The organism is Acinetobacter sp. YH12138 (assembly GCF_015218525.1).
Classification (GTDB): Bacteria; Pseudomonadota; Gammaproteobacteria; order Pseudomonadales; family Moraxellaceae; genus Acinetobacter; species Acinetobacter amyesii.
The window spans coordinates 14415-36827 of sequence record NZ_CP048672.1 but is presented as its reverse complement, the minus strand read 5'-3'; the positions used below and the strand labels follow the sequence as shown (position 1 = coordinate 36827).

At 36.5% G+C, this 22413-nt stretch carries 18 protein-coding genes; 11 read left to right on the top strand and 7 right to left on the bottom strand.

All coding sequences use genetic code 11. From position 1 onward, the window contains the following. The first annotated feature begins 65 nt into the window (after positions 1-65). A complete protein-coding gene (locus G0029_RS17350) occupies positions 66-1664 on the top strand; it encodes an alkaline phosphatase (protein WP_000964377.1) in 1599 nt (532 codons plus the stop codon). 606 nt (positions 1665-2270) lie between these two features. On the opposite strand, the gene G0029_RS17345 is transcribed toward G0029_RS17350, so the two are convergent. Together G0029_RS17345 and G0029_RS17340 are read right to left on the bottom strand one after the other, a co-directional pair. Beyond that, the gene (locus G0029_RS17345; protein WP_180110228.1) at positions 2271-3536 is read right to left on the bottom strand and encodes a type II toxin-antitoxin system HipA family toxin; all 1266 of its coding nucleotides are present in this window, start codon (positions 3534-3536) and stop codon (positions 2271-2273) included. Beyond that, on the bottom strand, positions 3536-3841 hold the full coding sequence (locus G0029_RS17340; protein WP_000366814.1) for a helix-turn-helix domain-containing protein: 306 nt from the start codon (positions 3839-3841) through the stop codon (positions 3536-3538). The genes G0029_RS17345 and G0029_RS17340 overlap by 1 nt, the downstream gene beginning before the upstream one ends. Positions 3842-4939: 1098 nt before the next feature. On the opposite strand from G0029_RS17340, the gene tnpA reads away from it, so the two are divergent. The 3 genes from tnpA to tnpC all read left to right on the top strand — a co-directional run bounded on the left by tnpA (position 4940) and on the right by tnpC (position 7313). Then, positions 4940-5323 (top strand): IS66-like element accessory protein TnpA, encoded by a 384-nt coding sequence (gene tnpA / locus G0029_RS17335; RefSeq protein WP_180110189.1) that lies wholly within the window; start codon positions 4940-4942, stop codon positions 5321-5323. Next, positions 5320-5655 (top strand): IS66 family insertion sequence element accessory protein TnpB, encoded by a 336-nt coding sequence (tnpB, locus tag G0029_RS17330; RefSeq protein WP_180110188.1) that lies wholly within the window; start codon positions 5320-5322, stop codon positions 5653-5655. Before tnpA ends, tnpB begins: the two co-directional genes overlap by 4 nt. A 74-nt stretch (positions 5656-5729) precedes the next feature. Continuing rightward, positions 5730-7313, top strand: a complete 1584-nt coding sequence (gene tnpC, locus G0029_RS17325; RefSeq protein WP_180110187.1) for an IS66 family transposase — start codon at positions 5730-5732, stop codon at positions 7311-7313. A 16-nt stretch (positions 7314-7329) separates the two neighbouring features. Here the strand turns inward: tnpC and G0029_RS17320 are convergent, their stop codons facing one another. From G0029_RS17320 to G0029_RS17310, 3 genes are all read right to left on the bottom strand, one after another. Further along, entirely contained in the window at positions 7330-7518 is a 189-nt protein-coding gene (locus tag G0029_RS17320; protein WP_151829894.1) for a hypothetical protein, read from the bottom strand. Positions 7519-7867: 349 nt separating this feature from the next. Beyond that, entirely contained in the window at positions 7868-8464 is a 597-nt protein-coding gene (locus G0029_RS17315) for a putative adenosine monophosphate-protein transferase Fic (RefSeq protein ID WP_000362164.1), read from the bottom strand. 12 nt (positions 8465-8476) lie between these two features. Continuing rightward, positions 8477-8644, bottom strand: a complete 168-nt coding sequence (locus G0029_RS17310; RefSeq protein ID WP_000946583.1) for a YhfG family protein — start codon at positions 8642-8644, stop codon at positions 8477-8479. A 317-nt stretch (positions 8645-8961) separates the two neighbouring features. Between G0029_RS17310 and G0029_RS17305 the strand changes: the two genes are divergently transcribed. Genes G0029_RS17305 through G0029_RS18605 form a run of 4 tightly spaced genes read left to right on the top strand, consistent with a single transcriptional unit; the run spans position 8962 to position 15110 of the window. Beyond that, complete coding sequence (locus tag G0029_RS17305) at positions 8962-9411, top strand: hypothetical protein (protein ID WP_002046161.1); 450 nt, start codon at positions 8962-8964, stop codon at positions 9409-9411. Continuing rightward, a complete protein-coding gene (locus G0029_RS17300) occupies positions 9398-11737 on the top strand; it encodes a hypothetical protein (RefSeq protein WP_127800787.1) in 2340 nt (779 codons plus the stop codon). Before G0029_RS17305 ends, G0029_RS17300 begins: the two co-directional genes overlap by 14 nt. 4 nt (positions 11738-11741) lie before the next feature. Beyond that, positions 11742-14942, top strand: a complete 3201-nt coding sequence (locus G0029_RS17295; protein ID WP_127800785.1) for a site-specific integrase — start codon at positions 11742-11744, stop codon at positions 14940-14942. A 60-nt stretch (positions 14943-15002) separates the two neighbouring features. Continuing rightward, positions 15003-15110, top strand: coding sequence for a hypothetical protein (locus G0029_RS18605; RefSeq protein WP_372551473.1), 108 nt, complete (start codon positions 15003-15005; stop codon positions 15108-15110). A 144-nt stretch (positions 15111-15254) separates the two neighbouring features. On the opposite strand, the gene G0029_RS17290 is transcribed toward G0029_RS18605, so the two are convergent. Together G0029_RS17290 and G0029_RS17285 are read right to left on the bottom strand one after the other, a co-directional pair. After that, positions 15255-15473, bottom strand: a complete 219-nt coding sequence (locus G0029_RS17290; RefSeq protein ID WP_000550047.1) for a hypothetical protein — start codon at positions 15471-15473, stop codon at positions 15255-15257. A 30-nt stretch (positions 15474-15503) separates the two neighbouring features. Continuing rightward, entirely contained in the window at positions 15504-16721 is a 1218-nt protein-coding gene (locus tag G0029_RS17285; protein ID WP_227591949.1) for an IS200/IS605 family accessory protein TnpB-related protein, read from the bottom strand. A gap of 553 nt (positions 16722-17274) precedes the next feature. On the opposite strand from G0029_RS17285, the gene G0029_RS17280 reads away from it, so the two are divergent. From G0029_RS17280 to G0029_RS17270, 3 genes are all read left to right on the top strand, one after another. Continuing rightward, positions 17275-17547, top strand: coding sequence for a LexA family protein (locus tag G0029_RS17280; RefSeq protein WP_180110186.1), 273 nt, complete (start codon positions 17275-17277; stop codon positions 17545-17547). A 131-nt stretch (positions 17548-17678) separates the two neighbouring features. Beyond that, positions 17679-19706 carry a hypothetical protein gene (locus G0029_RS17275; protein ID WP_180110185.1) on the top strand — a complete coding sequence of 676 codons (2028 nt, stop codon included), beginning with the start codon at positions 17679-17681 and terminating at the stop codon, positions 19704-19706. After that, positions 19706-22396, top strand: a complete 2691-nt coding sequence (locus G0029_RS17270) for a hypothetical protein (protein ID WP_106986720.1) — start codon at positions 19706-19708, stop codon at positions 22394-22396. The genes G0029_RS17275 and G0029_RS17270 overlap by 1 nt, the downstream gene beginning before the upstream one ends. The last annotated feature ends 17 nt before the right edge of the window (positions 22397-22413 follow it).

The window sequence follows — 22413 nt, the reverse complement described above, 5'->3', positions numbered from 1 at the left end:
AAATTTGTCATGTAAATTGAATATTTAAAGCGTATTTTTCGACCATCCTAAGATGAGGCGATGCAATGCTTTGGCATAAGAAAAAATTTAATAAAAAATCAATAAGTTTGGCATGCTGTAGTTTGGGCACAGTTATTTTGACGGGCTGCCAAAGTCCTGCTTTAGTTCAATCATCTTCTGCTTCAGTACAACCACTAAAACAGCCCCACCGTGTGGTTTTTTTCTTGGGAGATGGAATGGGTATCACGACACTGACAGCTGCACGAATTTATGCTGTTGGTGAAGATGGCCAACTGCCGATAGATCAACTGCCAGAGTCAGCATTTGTTCGTACTTTCTCAGAAGATGCACAGGTTACAGATAGCGCACCATCGATGGGTGCCTATATGACAGGTGTAAAAATGAAAAATGAAGTGATATCCATGCAGACTGGAACAATTGCAGTAGAACCAAATCAGGCCGGAAATCATCAATGTGGAACCAATCCTCAGAACCAGAATAAGCAAGACACTCAAACTTTACTTGAATTGGCCAAAGCACGAGGTTGGGGTACAGGGGTAGTCACAACAACTCGCATTACGCATGCTACACCAGCATCGACTTATGCCCATATTTGTCATCGTGATGCTGAAAATGACATAGCATCCCAATTAGTACCAAGTTCGCAAGGTGATACCTATCAGCGTTATAACGTCAAATTAAAAGATGGGGTTGATGTGATTCTAGGCGGGGGTAAGCGTCAATTTCTGCCGAAAGATCAAGGGGGAGAACGGATAGACCAACGGAATTTGATCGCAGAAATGCAACAAGCAGGCTATCGAGTGGTCTATGATCAAACTCAACTCTCCCAGATGAAGTTAGGAAAGAATGAAAAATTATTGGGTTTGTTTAATACTAGCCATTTAAATTATGACTTAGATCGAACCAAAAAAAACTTGCCTGAACCTAGCTTAAAGCAAATGACGTTGGCCGCTTTGGACATTCTAACCCAAAATAAAAATGGTTTTTTCCTGATGGTTGAAGGGGGACGTATAGACCATGCTTTACATGACACCAATGCTAAGCGTGCATTACAGGATACAATTGCCCTAAACGAGGCTTTGGATGCAACCATTAAAAAACTTCGACAAAGTGACCCTGAATTAAAAAATACCTTGATTGTGATAACTGCAGATCATGATCACACTCTAATTTTAAATGGCTATGCCAAGCGTACTGGAAAATATGTACAAGGTCAGGAAACCAGTGTACTAGGTTTGGTTAAAAACTATGATCGTGCGGGTTTTGCCAAAGATATTCATGGACAACCTTATCCGATTATTGGTTTTGGTACGGGCAAAAAGCGTCCGACACAAAATCGGATGGATGACCTAGTAATCAATTTGAAAGACAGTGATATCTGTCATCCAGTACAGGGTCCACAACCTAAACAAGGTGAGAAATATAGTTTTACTTATCCTTTGAGTGAAACTGGTTGGTGTACGGGAGCTGCTGCGGATGATTTCCAGCAAGAAGCCGTGATTCAGACAGGTTTTAAAGATAAAGAAACACATGGCGGGGCTGATGTTTTCTTGGAAGCCATAGGGCAGGGAGCAGAGCAATTCTCGGGCAGCTTAGAGAATGTTAAAGTGAACCATCTGATTCGCAAGATCACAGGCTTATAAGTAGAGGGATATCCAATGAATAGTACATTAAAATAACACTAAATATAAAAAAAATGAAAGAATAATTTACTAAGTTATTGTTTTTAAGTTGATCCTTGTTTTATATGGGGGTGATAATAACTTCTGATTACTAGTTTTTACCTTAAATATACCGATTGAAAGATTCATTTAAAGGCTATAAATACATGAGTTTTACAGTTTGGCTAGGTCAGCATGAGTACTTTTCACAAGATTTAAGATCGACCATGAACGTGATTAAGTTATAGGGGATTGATGAAATAGTTTTTATGAATTTCTGGCTTTCTGGGCTGATTTTATCAAATTCATGTCTATGCAAAATTGCGACATATTTCTCGTGCTGGTAGTTATCCAGAGTTTGGTCTGCATCTATCCATAGTGCAGACCTTTTTTTGGTGACAGTTTTTTCTTAGTGATTTTCGATCTGGATGTAGTGATTTCACGTTTGCAGAATATATCTTGGCGGTGATCCATCTAATATTCGTGATTATAAAGAGAGCTAATTCACAGGTTCTACAGATTATGTAGCGACTAACTATATCAAAGTCTATTTGCAGTTGATGGTTGGCGCTTAGTTTATATTTACGCTTAGGTTTCAGTTAAAAAATCAATATTCTGTTGAATCCGTGATTGAATCATCTGTAGGGTAGATTCTCGAATTTGATGGGGATACAGGCGCTGCGCAATTTGACTAAATTGAAGTGCAATTTCACGCATAGTCAAGATGATCTCATCGACTTCTAGAGTAGTCAGATTAGCTTCTGAAGTACCGAGTTTATGTATGTCACTTCGGGAAATATTGAGCGCTTCTCCCATAATGTCCATTTGATGATAACCACCTGGACCCTCGCAGAAGGTCACATCATAGGCTGGAGCCAATTTCCATTGACCATTTTTCTCCATGAGAAATGAAAAGTTCTTAGTATGGTCATCCCGATTATTGAAAAGCACATTAAACACAGCACGTTTAAAAGCATGCAATCTTTCTCGTACATCTTGCGTACACATCAAGGTTGCCCGGAGAAAATTGCGATAGTCTAGGCTACCTGGAACTTTATAGTCTGCTCCTGTATATGCAGCCAAACTCTGCATTGGAATCCGCATACCATTTTGACGATCGAATCGTTTAGAAGCAAAAGCCGTTAAACCATTGGGCAAATTAAAGAAATGGGTATCTGGAGTCTCAATTGCACAAAGTCGCAAACATTCTGCATAGACGGCTTCAATGGCGCAGACTTCAGGATGCTCTTGCTGAGCAGGAAACTTAATCAGCCAGGCTTCATGTTGATCAGAATCTTGAGTCGAAAACTCTAAATTGACAGGATCTCGGTAAACCAACGCTTTTGGTCTGGCACCTTGAGGGGAGCCACCCATGACCAATAAATGCTGTAGAAATTCACCACCTTCACCTTTGAGTACTTCTTGAACTTCCTGGGCCAGTTGTTGTAAAGGGATATTTTCTGAGGTTTGCATGTCAGCAACACAAGGTTCAAAGGAGAGGGCACCCATTGCGTGACTACTAATATAGGTCAGACGCTCCAAAGGTCCAATTCGTGCTGAATTTAAGCCAATTTTTTTGAAATATCGATCCATCAACATCATGCCCCAACCATCTGGTAAAGCGTCATAGACTGGACCTGGGAGTCCCATTTGATGAGTAGGAAAACCTTGTCTGAATGGTAGACCTTTTAAAGGCAGCAAGTAAGAAGAGAGCTCAACACCTTGCTGTATTGCTTCTGGACTATATTCAAAAGCAATGGTGGGTCTACCTGTCGTGGCTGTTGAACTAATCAGCGTTCCCCATAACCATGATTCGCCCCAACCGTTGTAATAAACATTAAGTCTATTGAGCATTATCCCTTCCTCTTAATACGGTGGCGCTTACTTTGACTCTCATAGCGAAGAATGTCATTCACACTGTTAAGCTGAGGTTTAAATAGTTCCTGAAGTTCGTTTAATCGACCCAAGACCATTGCAATACGGACTAAATTTTCAACAGATACATTTCGTCCCGCTTCAAGATTCGAAACTGTATTCACGCCGACACCAGCGCGTGCTGCTACCTCAGCTTGAGACATCTCCAGAAAGAGTCGTTGCTTACGTAAACGCTCACCTAAAAGAGTCACAACTTCTTCTGGTTTAGTGAAATATAAATCCATTAAATTGGGTCTTAAGAATGAATAATTTAATTAAATCACAAAATAATGGAATTAATCTATAGCTATAGTGTGGCTAAGGAGGGCTTTGTTGCACAGCACATCAGAAGGGTAGGTATAGTCCTTGGGTATCGGTTACAGAAAATCATCAGGATGTACTTTGACTGATTGTTGATACGGAGATTTCAGTATTTTCATTTTTCCTAATAGGTCACATTACTTAGAAAGGGTTCTTCGAAAATTAGTTCATACTTTAAAAATCCTATAAATATTGAGGATATTTTCTTAATGCTTTCAATATAGCATGCGGCTATATGTAACTCGAACGGGCTTAATCTGCCTTTCAGTATAAATTTTTTGGGCGTGAGAGGGGAGAGGTGTGAGGGCAAGCAATTTATATCGTGGATACTTCTAAATTACTTATGTAATAGAAGGTGGTAAACATGGATTTAGAGGTAATAACACTAAATATAAAAAAATTGGAAGAATAATTTATTAAATTATTGTTTTTATGTGGTTATTGGTGATGTTATGAATAATAATAACTTTTTTCTTGATGAATTTTACCTAAAAAAATTGATCAGATAATTTTCTTTAAATGTCATGCATACATAAATTTGACAGTTTGAAGGGATCGGTATGTGCATTTTTCACAAGGTTAAAGATCGACCATAAATGTGATAAACGGCAGAGGATCATTGAAAAATGAATGGATTTAAACACTACATGTATGCACGAAAAAAAGTATCGCTGCGGTTCTGCTGACAGGCTGTATTGAGCATTGAATGCAAATGATGTAGTAATTGTCTACAGGCTATAGGACCAGCATGAAGAAGAATGAAATGTAGTTGCCAATTTATAACCTTGGTTGAAAAGCATAGCATTGTTATTCGGAGAAGTGAGGTAAGCCATCCTTCTCTTATTCATTTAAAATGATTCTTACTCAACTGATCTCGACTCATGGGCTGGTTCCAATTAGACGGATAATAACTTCCATCCCCTATCTTTTTCTTACGTAAGCGTCCGCTGAACACACCTTATGAATTCATCCTATAAGCCTTAATTTAGTCCCCACTTAGAAACAAGTGGGGACTTAAATTTATGACTACAAATCATCAGACATCCATCGCATCTCTTGCGAAAAAACGAAGAACATACAGTGCTGAATTTAAACAGCAGATCGTTCAGGCTTGTAAAGCACCGGACGTTTCAATTGCTTCAGTCGCTTTGCAACATGGATTGAATACAAATCTTGTATCCAAATGGATTCGCTTAATTGATGCTAAGCCAGGGAGTGATCGCACACCACTACCGAATAAACCTGCATTTATTGCCTTATCTTGCTCTGCACCATTAGATCCTACTCCTACTGACATGTTAAAAGTTCAAATTACTTTACCCCACTCAAAAGCAGAAATTGGCTTGAAATGGCAAGTATCAGAAATATCTGCTTTAGCAGAATTACTCAAGGCACTTGCAACATGATCCGCATTGATGAAATCTGGTTGTCTATTCAGCCCATGGACATGCGTGCAGGAATGGATACTGCCATGGCTCAGGTGGTGAGAGCCTTTGGCTACATCAAACCGCATTGTGCTTACCTGTTCTGTAATAAACGTGGCCATCGCATGAAAGTGCTGGTACATGATGGACTGGGCATCTGGCTGTGTGCCCGGCGGCTGGAACAGGGAAAATTCCACTGGGCTAAAGTTCACCAGGGTGAAAATGTAGCTCTCAGTCCAGAACAGTTACAGGCACTCATTCAGGGTTTGCCCTGGCAGCGCATTGGACGACAGCAAGTGGTCACAATGCTCTAAACTAGGCTGCTACATTCTACTATTCTCCAAACGTTCTATTTCCTCTGCGTCATGACCTCAGGCATACTGCGGTCATGAATACACTGCCTGACTTAAGCCAACTGACCCATGAACAACTGCTGGAATTTACCCGGCAGTTGGCGATGCAGCATCAGTCTCTGGCACAATCAAATCAAGAATTGGATGCCAAAGTTCAGCATCTTTCTATTCTCAATCAAAAATACGAGCATGAACTGGCGCTGTTTAAAAAGCATAAATTCGCCCAAAAGAATGAACACTTAACGGCAAAACAAATCCATCTATGGGACGAAGCGGTCGAAGAAGATATCGCAGCCGTTGATCTGGAATTAGAACGATTAAATGCAGATAAAACCGATGCAGCGACACAGAAAGCCAAAACCAATAAACCTAAACGTCGACTGCTGCCAGATCATCTACACACCATCCGTATTGAGCATGAACCTGCATCAACCCAATGCAGTTGTGGCTGCCAGTTACGTCGTATCGGCGAAGATATCAGTGAAAAACTGCATTTCAGACCGGCACAGTTCTACAAGGAACAGCATGTTCGTGGCAAATGGGTCTGTGATCAGTGTGACACCCTGACTCAGCAAGCGATGCCTGCCTATGTGATTGATAAAGGCATTGCTTCACCTGAACTGCTCAGCCATGTGCTGGTATCGAAGTATGCCGATCATTTGCCGCTGTACCGTCAGCGCCTGATCTATCAGCGGGCTGGCATTGATCTGTCCAGATCCACTTTATCTGACTGGATTGGTCGCTGCGGTGTGGAACTGGAGCCTCTGGCCAATGCCTTAAAAGAGGTGGTGCTGCAACAGCAGGTGCTGCATGCAGATGAAACACCAGTCACCATTATGCGGATGGGTGAGAATGAGAAAAAACCGAAGAAAGGTTATGTCTGGGCCTATGCCACCACACAGTACAATCCAGTTCAGGCGGTGATCTATGACTTTCAGGATAGCCGTTCAGGTCAGCATGCTGAAGCGTTCCTGAAAGACTGGCAGGGTCATCTGGTCTGTGATGATTACAGTGGTTATAAAGCACGCTTTAAATCAGGCCAGGTCATTGAGGTGGGCTGCATGGCCCATGCACGTCGTAAATTCCATGAACTGCATGTGACCAAAAAAAGTCAGGTTGCTGAACAGGCATTAGTGCTGATTCAGAAACTGTATGCCATAGAAGCAGAACTCAGGAAAAAGACCGATAGTACAGCAGAACAGCGCCGCGAATATCGGCAACAGCATAGTCAACCGGTGATGCAACAACTGTATGAATGGCTCAACCAACATTATCTGACGGTGCCATCGAGTTCTCCAACTGCCAAGGCGATCAATTACAGCCTAAAACGTTGGCAGGCACTCTGCCGCTATCTGGATGATGGTAATTTGCCTATAGATAATAACTGGATTGAAAATCAGATGCGTCCCTGGGCGTTGGGACGTAAGAACTGGCTGTTTGCTGGCTCGCTGCGCAGCGGCCAACGAGCTGCCAATATCATGACTTTAATCCAGTCAGCAAAGCTGAATGGACTGGATCCGTATGCCTATTTAAGTGATGTGCTGAAAAGGCTGCCGACGCATAAAGTGACCCAAATAGAAGAATTACTGCCACACCGCTGGAAATCCGACCAAAATTAAAAAATAGGCATGGGATTCAGCGGACGCTTACTTTCTTACCACATTTCTTGCATTTAATCCCTTCTTTGGAGATTTGATTCAGCATCACTGTTGTCGGTTGAATCAAATCAATGACATAGTTCGTTGGTTCAGGAAAAGCAGAAGAGGCTGCTTTATTGCAAAAGAGAACATTCGGATCAAATGGATTGGATTGCACAAAAGCCATGATACAGCCACAGAGTAATTCACCTGCATGTAATCTGTAACATCCATTCAGGTCATCAGACGAAGATTAATCTGAAATTTAAGCACTAAACACCATAAATCTATGTATGGGCAGACTTTTTTGAGACATATGTTGATAAACATGCGGCAAGTTACATTGCTTAAAAGTCTATCTAAGTTAACGATCTATTCAATTCTGGATAAGTAATCTGAATATTACGATCCTAAATTACCCGAAGAGTATTAAGATTTCTAAGAATCGTGATTGTTGGTTTATTTGGGAAATTAATCAGTGGATTGAAGCAAAGATGATGGCTCATTAAGGATTGTGGGCTTCGACTACTTAAATTTTAGGTATTTTGAATAAAGCATATTTCAAAAATCTGAATTAATGGATTTAAATTACCATAAAAACCTTCAATATTTGCTTGAATCCATTGTTGTTGAGAGTCAATGCGAGACCAATCAATACCATAACCACAATGAGCAATCAGATGCTCAAAGAAAATCCGTTGTGTACGTCCATTACCTTCACGGAATGGGTGTATGACATTAAGCTCACAATACAAGTCGGCAAGTTGAGGGATTAGTTTTTGTGGTGCTAAGCCTTGAAAGTATTTTTTTTCTTGAAGTGGCCTAAGTAATTTATTGGTTTCAATTTCAATACGGGAAAAATTACAAAAACGGGTATCACCTTTGGAAATATCGATTTGTCTTAATTTTCCTGCCCAGTCGTATAAGTCGCCAAAAAGCTGTACATGAATTGATTTTAAGTATTTTAAGTCGTAGGGTGGTTCAGCATATTCAATGAGACTACTTGCTAATCCAGACAGTTCCAGTTCAGCTTGTTCTAAAATTTGTTCATCACGAATATTGAGTTTGTTCTTTAGGATATTTGTGCCAGGGTAACAATACAGGCTGTCACCCATTTCCCCATATTTATCCATACATGCACCTGACTAAGATTCGGGTTGCGAATACTTCTTATATTTTTGCAAGATTTCAGCTTTACTTTGTTGAGTTGTTTGAGCTGTCGTTGTAATGCCTTCAAGCTTTAGGCTGGCTTGATAGTTTTGCGAACGTGTCGCTTGAATATATTTTCTTTTCTGTTCAGTGGTTCTGAGCATTTCGAAACTCCATTGATGCTACACGTGAAGTAAGTATAGCAGAGAATCTTTTTGATCAATGCTGCATACACAGCATTTCTAAAATGTAATACAACGGTATTGTTTCATGTAATAACAGAAAACTAAAAAAAAGTGGAAGAATTCTTAAAATTTAGACCGTCATAGATAAGCAAACCGTATGTATTTGTTGAGAATTGTAATTTTGAGAAAATTTAGTTGATAAATTAAATGAAGTTTCATATACAAAGATATGCTCATTTTTTAAATCGATAAAAATGTTAAGATTTGACTATTTGGTAAAAAATATAGAAATTTTTATGGGGCAATTTATCATGCCCTTTTGCTTTGACCGAAAAAATGTTCAACTTGAGATAGTAAAAATTAACTCAGAACTACTGAAAATCAAAAAGATTAAACAGAGTCAGAAAGTAGTAGTACAAGCAAAGTTCAAAATAATCTATGTGAAAATTTGGCAAAAAATCTTGCTATTGATGCAAACGGAGCCAGGCTTACGTGTGCATTCTAATTATGTTGCAATCTTACAGTTGATACATAATCTTGATGATTTTATCGAAAAATCACAACAACACTTGTGCTTTGAAAGAAAAGCTCAGAAAGAACTGGATGCTAAATTTTTTGCAAGATTTTTTAAGCTAACAAAGAATTCAATAAAGGATCAACTTTTACCAAATCGTTCTGATCACAATGAATTTAAACAATGCAACGTGATAAAAATATTAAGCGAAAATGAATATGCCAAACATTGAAACACAAGAGCAATTCTTAGATTTAGCAGAAAAATATCAACAAGATTATTGTCTATTACGTGATGATATTGTAAATACACAATTTGTCGATCTATCAGATGATTTGTATAAAGATGTCTACGCTCTATACAAATTAGCACAACAAATTTATAGCTATATATCAGGCTCCAGACAGATCGGTAAGTATTCTTTTTTAGCTGCTGTGAGTTTTTTTGCATGTCCAGATTCTAGTAATACACAAGAGCTGTCATCGCAACGTTATTTGATTCTACAAGCGAGTTTTTTAACATATCGGCAGTATCAAGAATTTGCAAAAATTGATAAAGCTGAGAATAAGCAAAAACATGTTTGTGACCTATTACGCTATGTCTCACGATATGTGCTGGATTCTAATCATGCTGAATTATTTCATGAATGTAGTAAGCTGCTAAATTGTTATGTCACGTACGAACGTAATTTGAAAAAAGAGGATCGTAATCAACTTTTTAATATTAAAGATTTCGAACAAGTACAAGTCATAGAGTATTTATCGGCTCTATTAATAATTTTTAAAAGACTAGATGATCGTCGTGTAGTTCATCGTCAGCGTAAGTCAAAAAAAAGCAAAGTTTTGCAATGGCCGACGAAAAATGAACTCAAAAAATTTCGTGAAATTAAAACGGGTAAGCAAGTAGATATTGGACATAACGCAAAGATTAGTATTTATGATGCCGCTCTTCACAAAGATGAAGAGGGTGAAGTTGATCTATTAGATCCTGAAATGGAGTTTTATTCAGAAGATGAAAAGTCTAAAAATTTAAATTATATACTCAGCGATAATGCGACGCATCTAATGCGGCATCGCCAGCGCCGTCATGCTCCTTTTGTTACAAATCCACATTATTTGGCGCCAGATATACTGAAGCAAATTGTTTATGTGTTGAGAACCGAGTTATCCGGGCACTGGAGGGATGCTGCAATCGCTGCAGCATGTTTATTGTCACTTTTGACGGGATTATCACCCGTCGCACTGATGGATTTTAACGAGCTTATTCAAGATGGAATTTTGATCCAGAATGGTTCAAGTAGACGTCGCGAATATTTACTCAAATTAAATCTTAAAATTACAGAGCAGAAGATTAAGAGCTTAAATCATGTGCGGTGGAATGAAGTGATGACACATCAACTACATTTACCTTCTGCTTGGTTTGACTATATAGAACAAGCATCGAATCCACTAATTTCATCAACACACATTAATACGAAACTTAAGAATTGGCTTGATAATCGGTTTGTAGGTTCGATCACTGTAGAAAAACTGCAGGCTCAATTATATTTTCATATATATTATGAAACATATAATGAATATCTTGCTCATGTAATTGCTGGGCGGGATAGTCAGCATCACATGCCTGGTATCTATTATGGCGGGCTACCGAAAACTCAACTCAGTAGCACATATCTAGCCTTTTTAGAAAAAGCACTTACACCACATTCCACACATTTTACTGAAGACACGGCTGAACTAAAAATATTGCAACAACAATTCAAAGTGCAATCTGCATTATCTATAGGAAGGATAGGGAGCCAACTGGCACTTGAACCCAATTTTGTGAAAGAGCAATTCCATATTTTACATAGACATTGTCACGAAAACATCCAAGAAGATAAGCACATTATTAATCAACTTAATGCATATGCGTGTTGGATGTGGCATATCAGTTTGTTGAGTTTGGCAAGTCGGCCTAAAAAAAACCTGTTGGGGAATTTGGATGATTATTGTGTTGAGCTCAAGCTTTTATATGTGAATGATAAAAAAAATAGTAAAGCAAGAAAAGATGGTCGTTTTATCCCTTTATCTGATTTTTTCATAAAAACACTGCAAAATTACACTGCCTTTTTAGAACAAATTATTGAAGCGTACGGTTCATTTTTTAGACAAGTCTTTGCAAAGAAGAAGATAACTGTAAATGATCTTTTTGGTAAGGTCATTTTTAGTAAAGATATCTTGCCGATAACTGTCAAAGAATGGCAGAGCAGGAAAATTAAGTTAATCCCTTTATCGAGAAAATGGGTGAATTCATATATGCAAGGAGTCTTTCCAAAGAATATGTATTCGAATTGGTTACGTCATTTTGACATGAACTTTTTGATGCATGAGCAGCAAGAGGGTAAACCAGCATTAGCTTTTCACTTAATTCAGGCCCTGTATGGTCATGACCAACGTGACCGAGAGGCTTTTCATCCGCATTCTTCACTTATCCCGAATGTCTATGTACAGCAAGCCCGCCAGCAATTGCAAGATAATGTCAAATCTTTATCGATTAAACACTTAGAGCGAAAATAGTTGTATGCAAAAAATCAAAGAACTAATAAAACCACAACTAGATGATCTATTTGTTGATATTCATAAAATGGTGAAAAAGTCGCTAGATAGACAGCCTTCTCCACCTGAAGTATTGACGAAAGAAATGCAGCAAAAACTTGATCAGCAGATCGCTGAAAAATGGCATGACATTAAAGATAGTGTTGATTGTTTGAGTCAAAAGTTGAGCCGAGACGAACAATCAAAACTGATGCAATTTACTGAAGATGAATTTAATAAAAGAAGGAAGCAATTCAACCAGAATGTAGATAAAAAATCATACAGAATTAAGCTAAATCCACATACTAAACGGATCGTACTGCCTAGAAAAATTGAGAGTACAGAGTCACGGTTAGAACAGGGGCATCTACATATCCATGTACTTAAGGAATTAAGGCAGTATTGGCAAGATTCATTTGAATATTGGAATGAACCAAAGTACTTATGGGGAAATTTATGCTTAAGTTTTATATATATTTCAGGCTGTGCAGATGAACAGCATTTGATTGCTATTCAGAAGCAATTGCAGGAGGCCATTGAGCTTGGTACAGATCTGAATTGTTTTCGGTTATACCATTCGGACTACAAAAAAATCACTAATCCATTGTTACTACATTATCGTGTTGAAAACTCTCAATATGGCAACGATGTAGAACAGGGAAAGTTGTACCAATGGAAACATGTTTTTTTTAACCCATATGCGCAGTTCATTTTGCAATATTTAAAAAAGTTGAAAGCTGCTCAGAAAGAATTTTGTCTGCAACATTCAGTTGAAGATTGTATTTTAGAAAGCTTGAGTAAGATAGGCAGGAAAAAAAGTCTTGGGGATCTGCAATATCAAATTAAACGCCGTGGATTTCGTGCATTTAATGATGTGCAAATGGTACTCGAATTTAATCCAAACCTCAGCATAGATATATTTTTGAGTAATGTGCTTCAGCAAGAGATTAATACTGTTGCTTTAAGGCCATCCGAATTTAGATTGCTGTGGAATAATGATTACAATCAAGTCACAGAACCAGATAATCGCCCTATTCATTTTGAACAAGAGCAGTTACTTCCTGAAGTTCCGACTGTTCAAAGCAAATTACAAACGATTCCGTATGAGTTGATGTTGTTTGGTCAAAAGAAACGTAAAGGTCAAAAAGTTGAGCGTTTAGATAAAAAGAGGAATAAAGAAGAACGCACGCTACGTTTTTGGCAAGAAACTAGAAGGGTGTTAGAGGAGAAGATAGTTGATGCTAATACGGAGGAAAAGTCTTTAATTGATGCTCAACTACGCTTAATTCACTGGTTAATGCATTTAAAAAAACGAGGGCTTCAATTATCAACTATTGAAAGCTACTTAGGATCGTTTGGCAAAGAATTTATATTTGAGATTTGGCTCAATAAATTAGATTTAAAGCAACAATCCATAGATGACTATGAGGATTTATATCGGCAGCTATTGAAATACAGCAGTGAACGTGATGAAAAAGCAGTTCAACGAGATTCGGTGAAAGGAAAAACCTCTCGTAAGATGCACCAAAGCGCAGAATACCGTTTTGGTCGCCTAAAAGATTTTCATCAATTCTGTATAGAGAATTATGATGCTCCAGGGGTATTGGTGTTACAGAATTCAAGTTTTAAGCATTTACAAATTTGCAATGCACGGCTAGTGAGTCCTTTGCTATTTGGCAAATTATTGGAAAAACTAGAAAATTTAAGTCAAGAGCCAACGGCATCAGAGTGGGTCGATCATCTGAGTTGTTTAAAGCTGATGTATTTACTAAGTTATAGAACTGGACTTCGATTAAATGAAGTTCGTTGTCTTAAAATACAAGATATTATTTGCCCAGAGCTACTTTATAAAGAAAAAGAAAATACAGTTTTTAATAATATCACGCTTCATATCCAAGACAATTCATATCGCCGTCTGAAAACGCGAAGTGCGAATCGTCAAATACCATTGAAAATTGCATTGTCAGAACATGAGTTTTTAGTAGTACAACGTTACATACAACATCGTTATGAGCAATATTTGGTTAATCAGCAGGATGATCTACTTTTTAGTGTGAATCATCGTGTATTAACTGATCAATGTATCAGCAAAATTACAGTAGATTTGTTTAGTCAAATATTAGGTATGCATCATGGCTTTAGTTTTCATACATTACGCCACAGTGCTGCTAACTATCTAGCAATAACTTTGCTCGGTTCAAAAGAAATGATCAAGACCTACACAGATTGTCCTTGGGTAAAAGCAAAAAAGATGAGGGATTTATTGTTTGGTATGAAAGCACGTGCTCAAGAAGAGATTATTCAACATAAATGGCAGGTGCTCGCCTCTTGGATGGGGCATAGCAGTATTGAGCAAACGGCTTCAAATTACCTTCATGTTTTGGATTTATTAGCAGTCGATCGAATTTATAATTCGCCGTGTATCATTTCAAAAAAAGTATTAGAACAGTGTTTTAGTCCAGTGAAGTCAAGTACAGACTACATAAACCTAAATCGTTATACTCAGCAGCAGAAATGGTTTAATTCTTATCAGCAAACACAGCCAGTTACGATGGCTGGCCGACAAGAAAAGAAGTTTAGTATAGAGAAGAGTACTCTGACACCTTTTCAACGTTTGATAAGTTTTAGAGAAGGTCGATTAAGCGAAGATACCCAAGCTCAAGAATGGATGCAACGATGTCAATGGATGAGCACTAAATGGATGGATCGCCAAAAATTTAATTTAAAAACGAATTATGTTTATAGTAAGAATTTAGAAGAGAGTTGGTTTGATGAACTTTACGAAAAGGCTAAAAAACTGACTCGTCCAGATGAAATAATTCCTCTCCTTGATTTTCATTATAAAGATGATAGGCAGCAAGATGCACTGAAAGAAAAGAACATGGTTAAGGCGCTTAAAATATTATTATTATTTGGAAAACTGCGTAAGAATTTTCTACATTTTCAATGCCGAATGAAAGGTGATGAGCAACAAATTGTTAATTTTATTACTGGTATAGAGCCAATGTTAGGAGATCATCTGTATTTAGAAAAACAAAACTACCCAGTTAATTTGGATGCTCCTGAGCGAACCGTTAAATTTAGTTTTCAAAGAGTTGTCGGCTCTAACAAAAAAAATGTTACTCCGCTGGTTATATTTAATTTAATGTTAAAAATGATGCAAAAAGATGAACTCTGGATCAAATAGCCTAAGCATGTTAAAGGGGAATTGTTTAGAAATTTCCCTGTTTATAAGTAAACTGCCTTTATGAAAAGCACCATGCTGACTTGGATTAATAAGCGGAATGTAGTATCACAGTTTGATCGCTGGATTTACGAAAATGGTGTGAAGATTAGCGGTATGGTAAATCGATGAGCTAAAGTGTTGTAGTCCAAACTCGATCTGACAATTACCCATTTTTTAGTGTGCCCGTCAGGTTAAATTTGAACTGAATTTTTCTCAGCCCAAATTCATTTCCAATCAAGTTATGTTTCAAGTGGCGTGCGAACACTGCACAATTTAATTCACGGTGCCTAAGACAGGTATCAACTTCGGACCAGCCATTCTAGCTTTGCTAATGATTTCCACCAGCTCATCATAAGTCAGTTCAAACTTATCCTCACTATCAAATACATAGACCATATTCTTGCCTTCATGTTCAGGTGGAGTAGGTGGTACAAATCGTTTCGGGATAAGAATTTGTGCGAGTTGTTCGTCAGTTAATTTAAATAAGTGCATGTTTTTATCCTACTGTTCCTTAAAATGTATTCAAACATACTCAAGGACTAATTCGCACTCTGTTAATGTCTTGTTGCCAAGCGTGTAACTAGAGCCTGAGTCGGTCAGTTCCGACTTGTAGCGGTCAGTCCGTTCTTGCAATATACGCTTTACAGTTTTGTAAGGCGTATAACGACTTATCTCATTGTCGTTTAATCTTGCAAGCACGTTTCTCGCAGCATTCCAATCAGCTTGCACAACTTCCCCATTGAAACGGTGAAAACGATCTCCCTTACGTGTACCTATTAAAAGGCCATGCAAGAAAGAATCACTTTGCGAAGTATATGCAGAATTGACTAGATGCACCGTAGAACCTCTACGGTGAGATATAGAAGTTAGGGCATTAGCTAACAAACCTTTAGCCCATGTATTTAAGCGTCTATTGGTGTTTTTGCCATAGTTGCGTTTACTTTGAATTGGGGATGTTAAATCTTCCGCAACAATCACTTTGGCTTTATCAACCAACTTGTGAGTTGCTGTAAATATTAATGTTTTGAGCTTTGCTTTTTGAGTATCTTGTCGCTTATCTAGTTTTTTTCGACCTAGATTATTTAACTCAATTTTCTGTTTCTTGTGTGGTTTAGCTTTAGCAATCGCTCTGAGCTTGTTTCTGTGCTTGTACTTTTGATTTAAATAATCTGATTCACTTGAGATCAGCTTGCCTAGACCACTCCCATATACATCGCCATCAGAGTCCACAAAAGCTTCTGAGTACCCTTTATCAACACCTACGGTTTCCTGACCACAATCCTGTGTTTCAACTGCATCATAAGTTGAGTGAACTTCAACATTACCGTTTTTTAGAATGATTCTAAGTGTGCCTTGTGGCGCAAAATCAACAGTCGTATTTAATGGGATTTTAATGGTTTGTCGAGGGATTAGGCTTGGTACTTTAAGCCAACATTGACCATTTAACTCAAAGGTTTTACACATATCCGCACGAACAATAATTTGATTATGTGTGTGATTAACACCATGCTTAAAGTGATTACGCATTTGACGATGGAGGAAATTATCAGTCATCCATTCATCTTTTTTAAGCAAGGTGTATAGTCTTTTTTGTTCATTATTACAGGAGGTGCGTTTTCGGATCGCCTGCTTTACTTTGTCTTTTGATGCTTCTCGATAGGCTTTAATATCACCTATGCAATCACGTAGCGTTTCATTACATGGAAATATAAATACATACAAAACCATATAAAACAACATGTTATGTTTAAAAAAGCATATTGGTGTAGAAAGGAATAAAAAATACAAAAAAAAATGTAGAAAAATGATGCGTAGAAAAAGTATGTAGATAATTAAATTAAATTAAAAAAGCGAATCCAATTACAAATAAAACTATTTAAAATCAAAAAGTTAGTGTATGGCATGCTCTCATAACTGCATGTCACAAAAATATAAAAATATAAAAATATAAAAATATAAATCATATACTTATGTATATTTATTTTTTGACATACTATTCTGACACGCAATTTAATTAATGGATTCGCTTTTCCTGACATGCAATTTTGCGTGTCAATAGCATGTCAATATAGCATGTCATATAATTTTTTTTTCATCTTATTGTTTTACATAGTTTTATTTTTCATTTTGACATGCATTTACTATGTGACACGCATATTTCCAATATTTAAATTATCCTTTTCTACATTTTTTTTAATATTTAATATGTATGATTTTTTAGTACCGTAATATTGTTCAAAAAGGTTTTAAAATGTATACTTTTCTATGTTATCTAAGTATCGTAGGCTTTCACATGATTGAAAAAGTGCAGCAACTACCGTTTTTAACAGAGAGGCAAACCTCTGTTTTACGGTTTCTTTATGACTATATGAGTCAGCACCGCTACATGCCAACTCGTAGAGAAGTTGCACAGTTTTTAAAATTGAAGTCGAATAATGCTTCTGCTTATTTGTCCCCCTTAGAAAAAAAGGGCTACTTGGTTCGATCTGAACACACTCGCAGAAATTTGGAATTAACGGATTTAGCTTATGAAAAGTTAAATCTAACTCAAAATGAAACGCTATAAATAGAAAAACGGCACTGCTGCTAACAGTACCGTTTTTGAATATCTCATCTAACAATGCAGTCGCTAGATAAGATTATTCTCTCATATTTATAGACTCGTTTCAAATTACCTAACTAACATAGGGGTTTGTTATGCGTCAATTAACTGAAAAACAGATAATTAATCAAAATAGTCTTTTTGAATTACATAAGAATGTTTGCTTTCATGCTGATCGTGTTCTCTCAAATCTATCAGAAAATTCGATCCTGCATCTTAAAGACTTTTCCCAACGAACTTGTAGACTGCTATGTCAATTTATTTCAGATGATGCCAATATTTTCGACATTCTTAATGATCCAGAAATAATTACAATACTTGATTCTTTTTATAAAGAGTTAGCTAATAATAAATCTATTACAACTGTTAATTCATCAAGACGAGCAATGAATTTCATACTTTATGAAGTATGGGGATATTATAAAACAAAGCATTGGTTGCCTTTACATAGCAAGAAGTTTGATGAAAAATTAAACGTTTTAGATCGTTTTCTCCTGTGTATTGAAGCTGCGAAAGAGATTATTTCTCTTAGTTATCCCAATATTAGTACTGATCGTGCTTATAAATATTTTATGGCGCAAATTAATGATATATGTGGAGGTAATTATGTGACTTCTTTTAGCCTTAGAATGAATTTTTATCGTAAAAAGATGCCTATTTGGGTTAATGATAATATAGATATAAAACCTGATTTTTATTTAGGAAAACAACATAAACCTATTTGTATAGCAAAAGCGATTGAAAAACTTTCAGGCGCACCCAAAGGTTACTTAATTGATCTAATTAATATTAGTGAGATTAAAAAAGAAAAACTTAGCAGAATTGGAGTTCGAGCAGATTCTTTTGATATTTTATTAATTAACTCCACTTTTAGAAAAGAGTTGAAACTTTATGCAGAGTATAAAACATCTGCAATTATTAATAAAAAACGCAATGAAAAATGGACTGTCAGATTACAGAATAATAAAACGAAACAGAAATATAAAACAATTATGAATGCTACATTAATAAAGGAGCTTTGTGTTTTAAATCCAGAACAAAGTATCCCATCCTTTGAGGTTCTCATTAGCCATATTATTCGTATTAGTAGGTATGCTTTAGACTTAAAACTCCTTAAAGCTGACGAGTTATCTCTTTATACAGTCACACAAGCTGAAATTAGTGAGAAGATTCTTAATCATTTAATCAATAAGGATCAATTTATTCCTAGTCACATGTATAACTATCTGTCTTCTTTTGCAGCTTTATGGTTTTCTAATTCCCCTTTTTTTGTTGAATTTGCTGATGAGGTTTTTTCTACTCGTTATAACTTATCTAAGGATCAGCTTTTACAAGTAAGTAAGGATAATCAAGATAGGTTTAAAAAATTACAGTCGCAAGTCAAATCGTATGTTAAGCAAAGCAAAAATTCTCATAAGTTGCTAAATCGGAACGTTTTAGAGTTAGAAAATCCATCTATGTATATCTTGGATATTTTAAAAAATGCCAAATTGGACTTGAATTCAGTATTAGACAGTAAAGAATTATCTAGTCATTCTGCAACACTCATCCGAAATATATGCATTGTTTCATGTCTTCTCTGTTGTCCTTTACGAGTAAGAAATTGGGTTAATATGAAGATAGGTTATCATCAGGATGATGAGTGTATATATTTTGACGACAATAAAAAAAGTTATGTCTTATCTATTCCAAAATCACAATTTAAGAATTTCAAGCAGAAAAATATTCCTGATGTATTTAGCCTTGTAATTTTGCCTCAATTTACACAAGCGATTACAGATTATATTAATGAAGCTAGACCTTTATTATTAAAAGGAGAACAAAGTGATTATTTTTTAGTGAGTCAGCATTCTTCTAAAATTGATACTGGATCACTTAACAGAATGATTAAACAATTCACTTATCAATATGATGATAAAAACTTACGTATAGGTGGCATTAATATTCATGCTTTTAGAGCAATTGTTGCCACAACCTTTTTGAAAAAATTTAAAGGTTCTTTCGCTTACGCTGCTTTTTTGTTACTAGATTCCGAAGAAACTATAAGGGAAAGTTACGGTCATTTGTCACCATATGATGCCTTTGCTGAATGGGGCAAAATTATTAGCGTGGAGGCAGCGTAATGAATTCTTATAAATATGATTTTGAGGATATTAATAATCGTCTTATTCAAAGTGTTGACACTATTTGTAGCCACTTTTGGTCGAATGGGAAAAAGCAAGGGATTTATTGGGTTGTTGGTGATGTTTATAACACTAAATCAAGTAAAGATGGGTCTTTTAAAATTACCTTAAGTGGTGCAAAAAAAGGTTTATTTCACGATTTTAATGGTGATAAGCATTACAGCCCTTTAGATGCACTTGCTGCACTTTATTCAGTAGACGTTCTTGAAGCAGCTAAAATAGCTTCTTCTTTTCTTGGGTTATCTGTAGAAGAAAGAAAAAACTTAAAATTTGTAAAACCACAATTAAAAGTAAAAGAACCTGATAGTAAAAATACTATTCTTCCAAAGAAATTGAATGTTTCATGGTCTAAAAAGTTGGAACAACGCCTTGCAAAAAATGAGGTTGCTTTAGCATATCTTTATGGTCGATCTTTAACAGCAGAAACGATTAAAGAGTTCAGACTTGGATTAAGTACACCATACAAAAATAAGGATGGAGTAGTTAGTGCAGATGCTCTTGTCTATCCTATTCGTTGCTGTAATGGTGACTTCCTAAGCTCTAATGGTTATTACAATATTTCTGATCTAACCCAAAATCCAATAGATAAAAACGGTTGGATGAAAGGATCAGCACAACCATATTTTACCCATGCTTATACTTCGCAAGATGCAATTTTTATTTGTGAGGGTGTAAAAGATGCATGGGTAATTTGGCAAAATCTCAAAGATTTTAATTTATTAGACAAAATATTAGTTTGTACTAGCACACATGGTTCTGCCATTCCAGATGCCATGAAAAATGAAAGTTTTTGGACTAGATTTGAAACTATATATCTTGCACATGATCACGATAGTGCTGGTGATGTTATGGCTGAAAAACTTATGCCATTTATTGGTCGTGATGCATTCCGCTTGAAAGTACCTCCACATTTTGCAAAACCTAAATATAGTGTAGATGGAGTTTTAAAAGATGAATCTGAATGGGGAGCTGATTGGACTGATTTTTTCAAAGCTAACCCCGGAAAAACTGAATTTATTAATCACATTCAGAATGCTCCACTATTTTCTATTAGGTTGGAAAAAGCTAGTTCTAATGAAGAACTTAGTGTAGGTAGATTTAATGTTGCTCCTGTTGATATAAATGGTGCATACCTAAATGGATTCATGTATTACCCTATTCAGACGTTAGTACGAAAACAGGAAGAAGATGAATACGGTAGTAGCTTTGTTTCTGAGCGTTATGAAACTGTCGTTGTTCGATCTGATAAAACCGTTCATAAGGCAATTAAATCCCCTGCACCGAAAGGAACACCTGATTCAGAGCGTGTCATTCGATTGACTGATGGAACTCTTATACGTAGTGAGCCTAAAGCCAATGACTATGGTACTTGGAAATGGAATCACATTGATGCATACATAAATGGAAAATTGAAAATAAGAGATATTAAATCCATTTTTGATGATATTTATAATTTTCTAAAAAAGTCAGTTTGGCTTCCTGTCAAAGAAGATTACACCATCTTATCTTTAACTGTTCTTGCGACTTACGTTCAAAATATTTTTGAATCTGTACCGTTGATTTTCCTAAATGGTCAAGCAGGTACAGGTAAATCCCAAACAGGTATTATCATGTCGAAACTCTCTTGCAATGGTTCGGTAATTGGGCAAGTTTCAGCAGCTACAGCAGCACGACACATTGATGCTGCTAGAGGTTTTGTTGTATTTGATGATCTTGAGGGGGTGGCAAGTAAAGGCGGTAAAGAAAGCCAATTTAGTGACTTAGTTCAAGCCCTAAAAGTTTCATATAACAAGCATACAGCAGAGAAAGTTTGGACTGATGTAAAAACGATGAAAACCGAAAGGCTGAACTTTTTTGGCATTAAGTTACTTAGCAATACGTCAGGTGCAGATGACATCTTAAGCACACGTATGTTGCGAATCCAAACACTTTACATGCCTGATAGCGAGAAAGGAACAATCAAGAAAATGAATGCTTCCGATTTCACTAGAATTGAAAATTTACGTCAAGAACTACATGCTTGGGCTTTTGAAAATTGTCAAAAGATTGAAAAAATTGCTCAAACTCACGATGAAAAAACAGGTCGATTTGATGAGATTGCACTTCCTTTGCGTGTGATCGGTTCAATGATTTCAGAAGAATGTTGCAAAGAGTTGGAAATAGCTTTATCTAAACAACGAACTGTTGTTTTTGAAAGTAATGAACCTGTTGAGGTACTAAAAGAGGCTGTTAAAAACATTATTAAAGATGGTTTTCACCGCTTTACAGTTACTCAACTAATAATGGAGTTACGTACTCTTTTAGATGATAACTTTGGTGCAAACATGACTAATCAAATACCAGAGTGGCAACGTCCCGAATGGATTGGTCGTCAATTGAGAACTTTAGGTTTACTAGATAATGTTGATTTAGGTCGAACTACTTTTTACGGAAAAAGATTGAAGGTAATGCAATTTAATGATTACGCAATCAACCAAGTAATAGAAGAACTTGGAGCAACTATTGATCATATCAAAGAGCCTTTTGATTTCTGTAAAGGATGTTCTTCTTGTCCTTACGCTAATTCTCACTGCGATTTCAGGTCTATGCGGTTGCAAGAAGAACAGAAGTCAAAAGGAAAATACAGCTAATTAAAAGTTTAAATTTA

What these genes read in the sequence shown, in the direction of transcription:
- G0029_RS17280 (WP_180110186.1), top strand. Translation starts at nt 17,275, where the DNA reads ATGATTGAAAAAGTGCAGCAACTACCGTTTTTAACAGAGAGGCAAACC.
- G0029_RS17305 (WP_002046161.1), top strand. Translation starts at nt 8,962, where the DNA reads ATGGGGCAATTTATCATGCCCTTTTGCTTTGACCGAAAAAATGTTCAA.
- G0029_RS17285 (WP_227591949.1), bottom strand. Translation starts at nt 16,721, where the DNA reads ATGTTGTTTTATATGGTTTTGTATGTATTTATATTTCCATGTAATGAA.
- tnpC (WP_180110187.1), top strand. Translation starts at nt 5,730, where the DNA reads ATGAATACACTGCCTGACTTAAGCCAACTGACCCATGAACAACTGCTG.
- G0029_RS17270 (WP_106986720.1), top strand. Translation starts at nt 19,706, where the DNA reads ATGAATTCTTATAAATATGATTTTGAGGATATTAATAATCGTCTTATT.
- G0029_RS17315 (WP_000362164.1), bottom strand. Translation starts at nt 8,464, where the DNA reads ATGGATAAATATGGGGAAATGGGTGACAGCCTGTATTGTTACCCTGGC.
- G0029_RS17295 (WP_127800785.1), top strand. Translation starts at nt 11,742, where the DNA reads ATGCAAAAAATCAAAGAACTAATAAAACCACAACTAGATGATCTATTT.
- G0029_RS18605 (WP_372551473.1), top strand. Translation starts at nt 15,003, where the DNA reads ATGAAAAGCACCATGCTGACTTGGATTAATAAGCGGAATGTAGTATCA.
- G0029_RS17350 (WP_000964377.1), top strand. Translation starts at nt 66, where the DNA reads ATGCTTTGGCATAAGAAAAAATTTAATAAAAAATCAATAAGTTTGGCA.
- tnpB (WP_180110188.1), top strand. Translation starts at nt 5,320, where the DNA reads ATGATCCGCATTGATGAAATCTGGTTGTCTATTCAGCCCATGGACATG.
- G0029_RS17300 (WP_127800787.1), top strand. Translation starts at nt 9,398, where the DNA reads ATGCCAAACATTGAAACACAAGAGCAATTCTTAGATTTAGCAGAAAAA.
- G0029_RS17310 (WP_000946583.1), bottom strand. Translation starts at nt 8,644, where the DNA reads ATGCTCAGAACCACTGAACAGAAAAGAAAATATATTCAAGCGACACGT.
- G0029_RS17340 (WP_000366814.1), bottom strand. Translation starts at nt 3,841, where the DNA reads ATGGATTTATATTTCACTAAACCAGAAGAAGTTGTGACTCTTTTAGGT.
- G0029_RS17320 (WP_151829894.1), bottom strand. Translation starts at nt 7,518, where the DNA reads ATGGCTTTTGTGCAATCCAATCCATTTGATCCGAATGTTCTCTTTTGC.
- tnpA (WP_180110189.1), top strand. Translation starts at nt 4,940, where the DNA reads ATGACTACAAATCATCAGACATCCATCGCATCTCTTGCGAAAAAACGA.
- G0029_RS17275 (WP_180110185.1), top strand. Translation starts at nt 17,679, where the DNA reads ATGCGTCAATTAACTGAAAAACAGATAATTAATCAAAATAGTCTTTTT.
- G0029_RS17345 (WP_180110228.1), bottom strand. Translation starts at nt 3,536, where the DNA reads ATGCTCAATAGACTTAATGTTTATTACAACGGTTGGGGCGAATCATGG.
- G0029_RS17290 (WP_000550047.1), bottom strand. Translation starts at nt 15,473, where the DNA reads ATGCACTTATTTAAATTAACTGACGAACAACTCGCACAAATTCTTATC.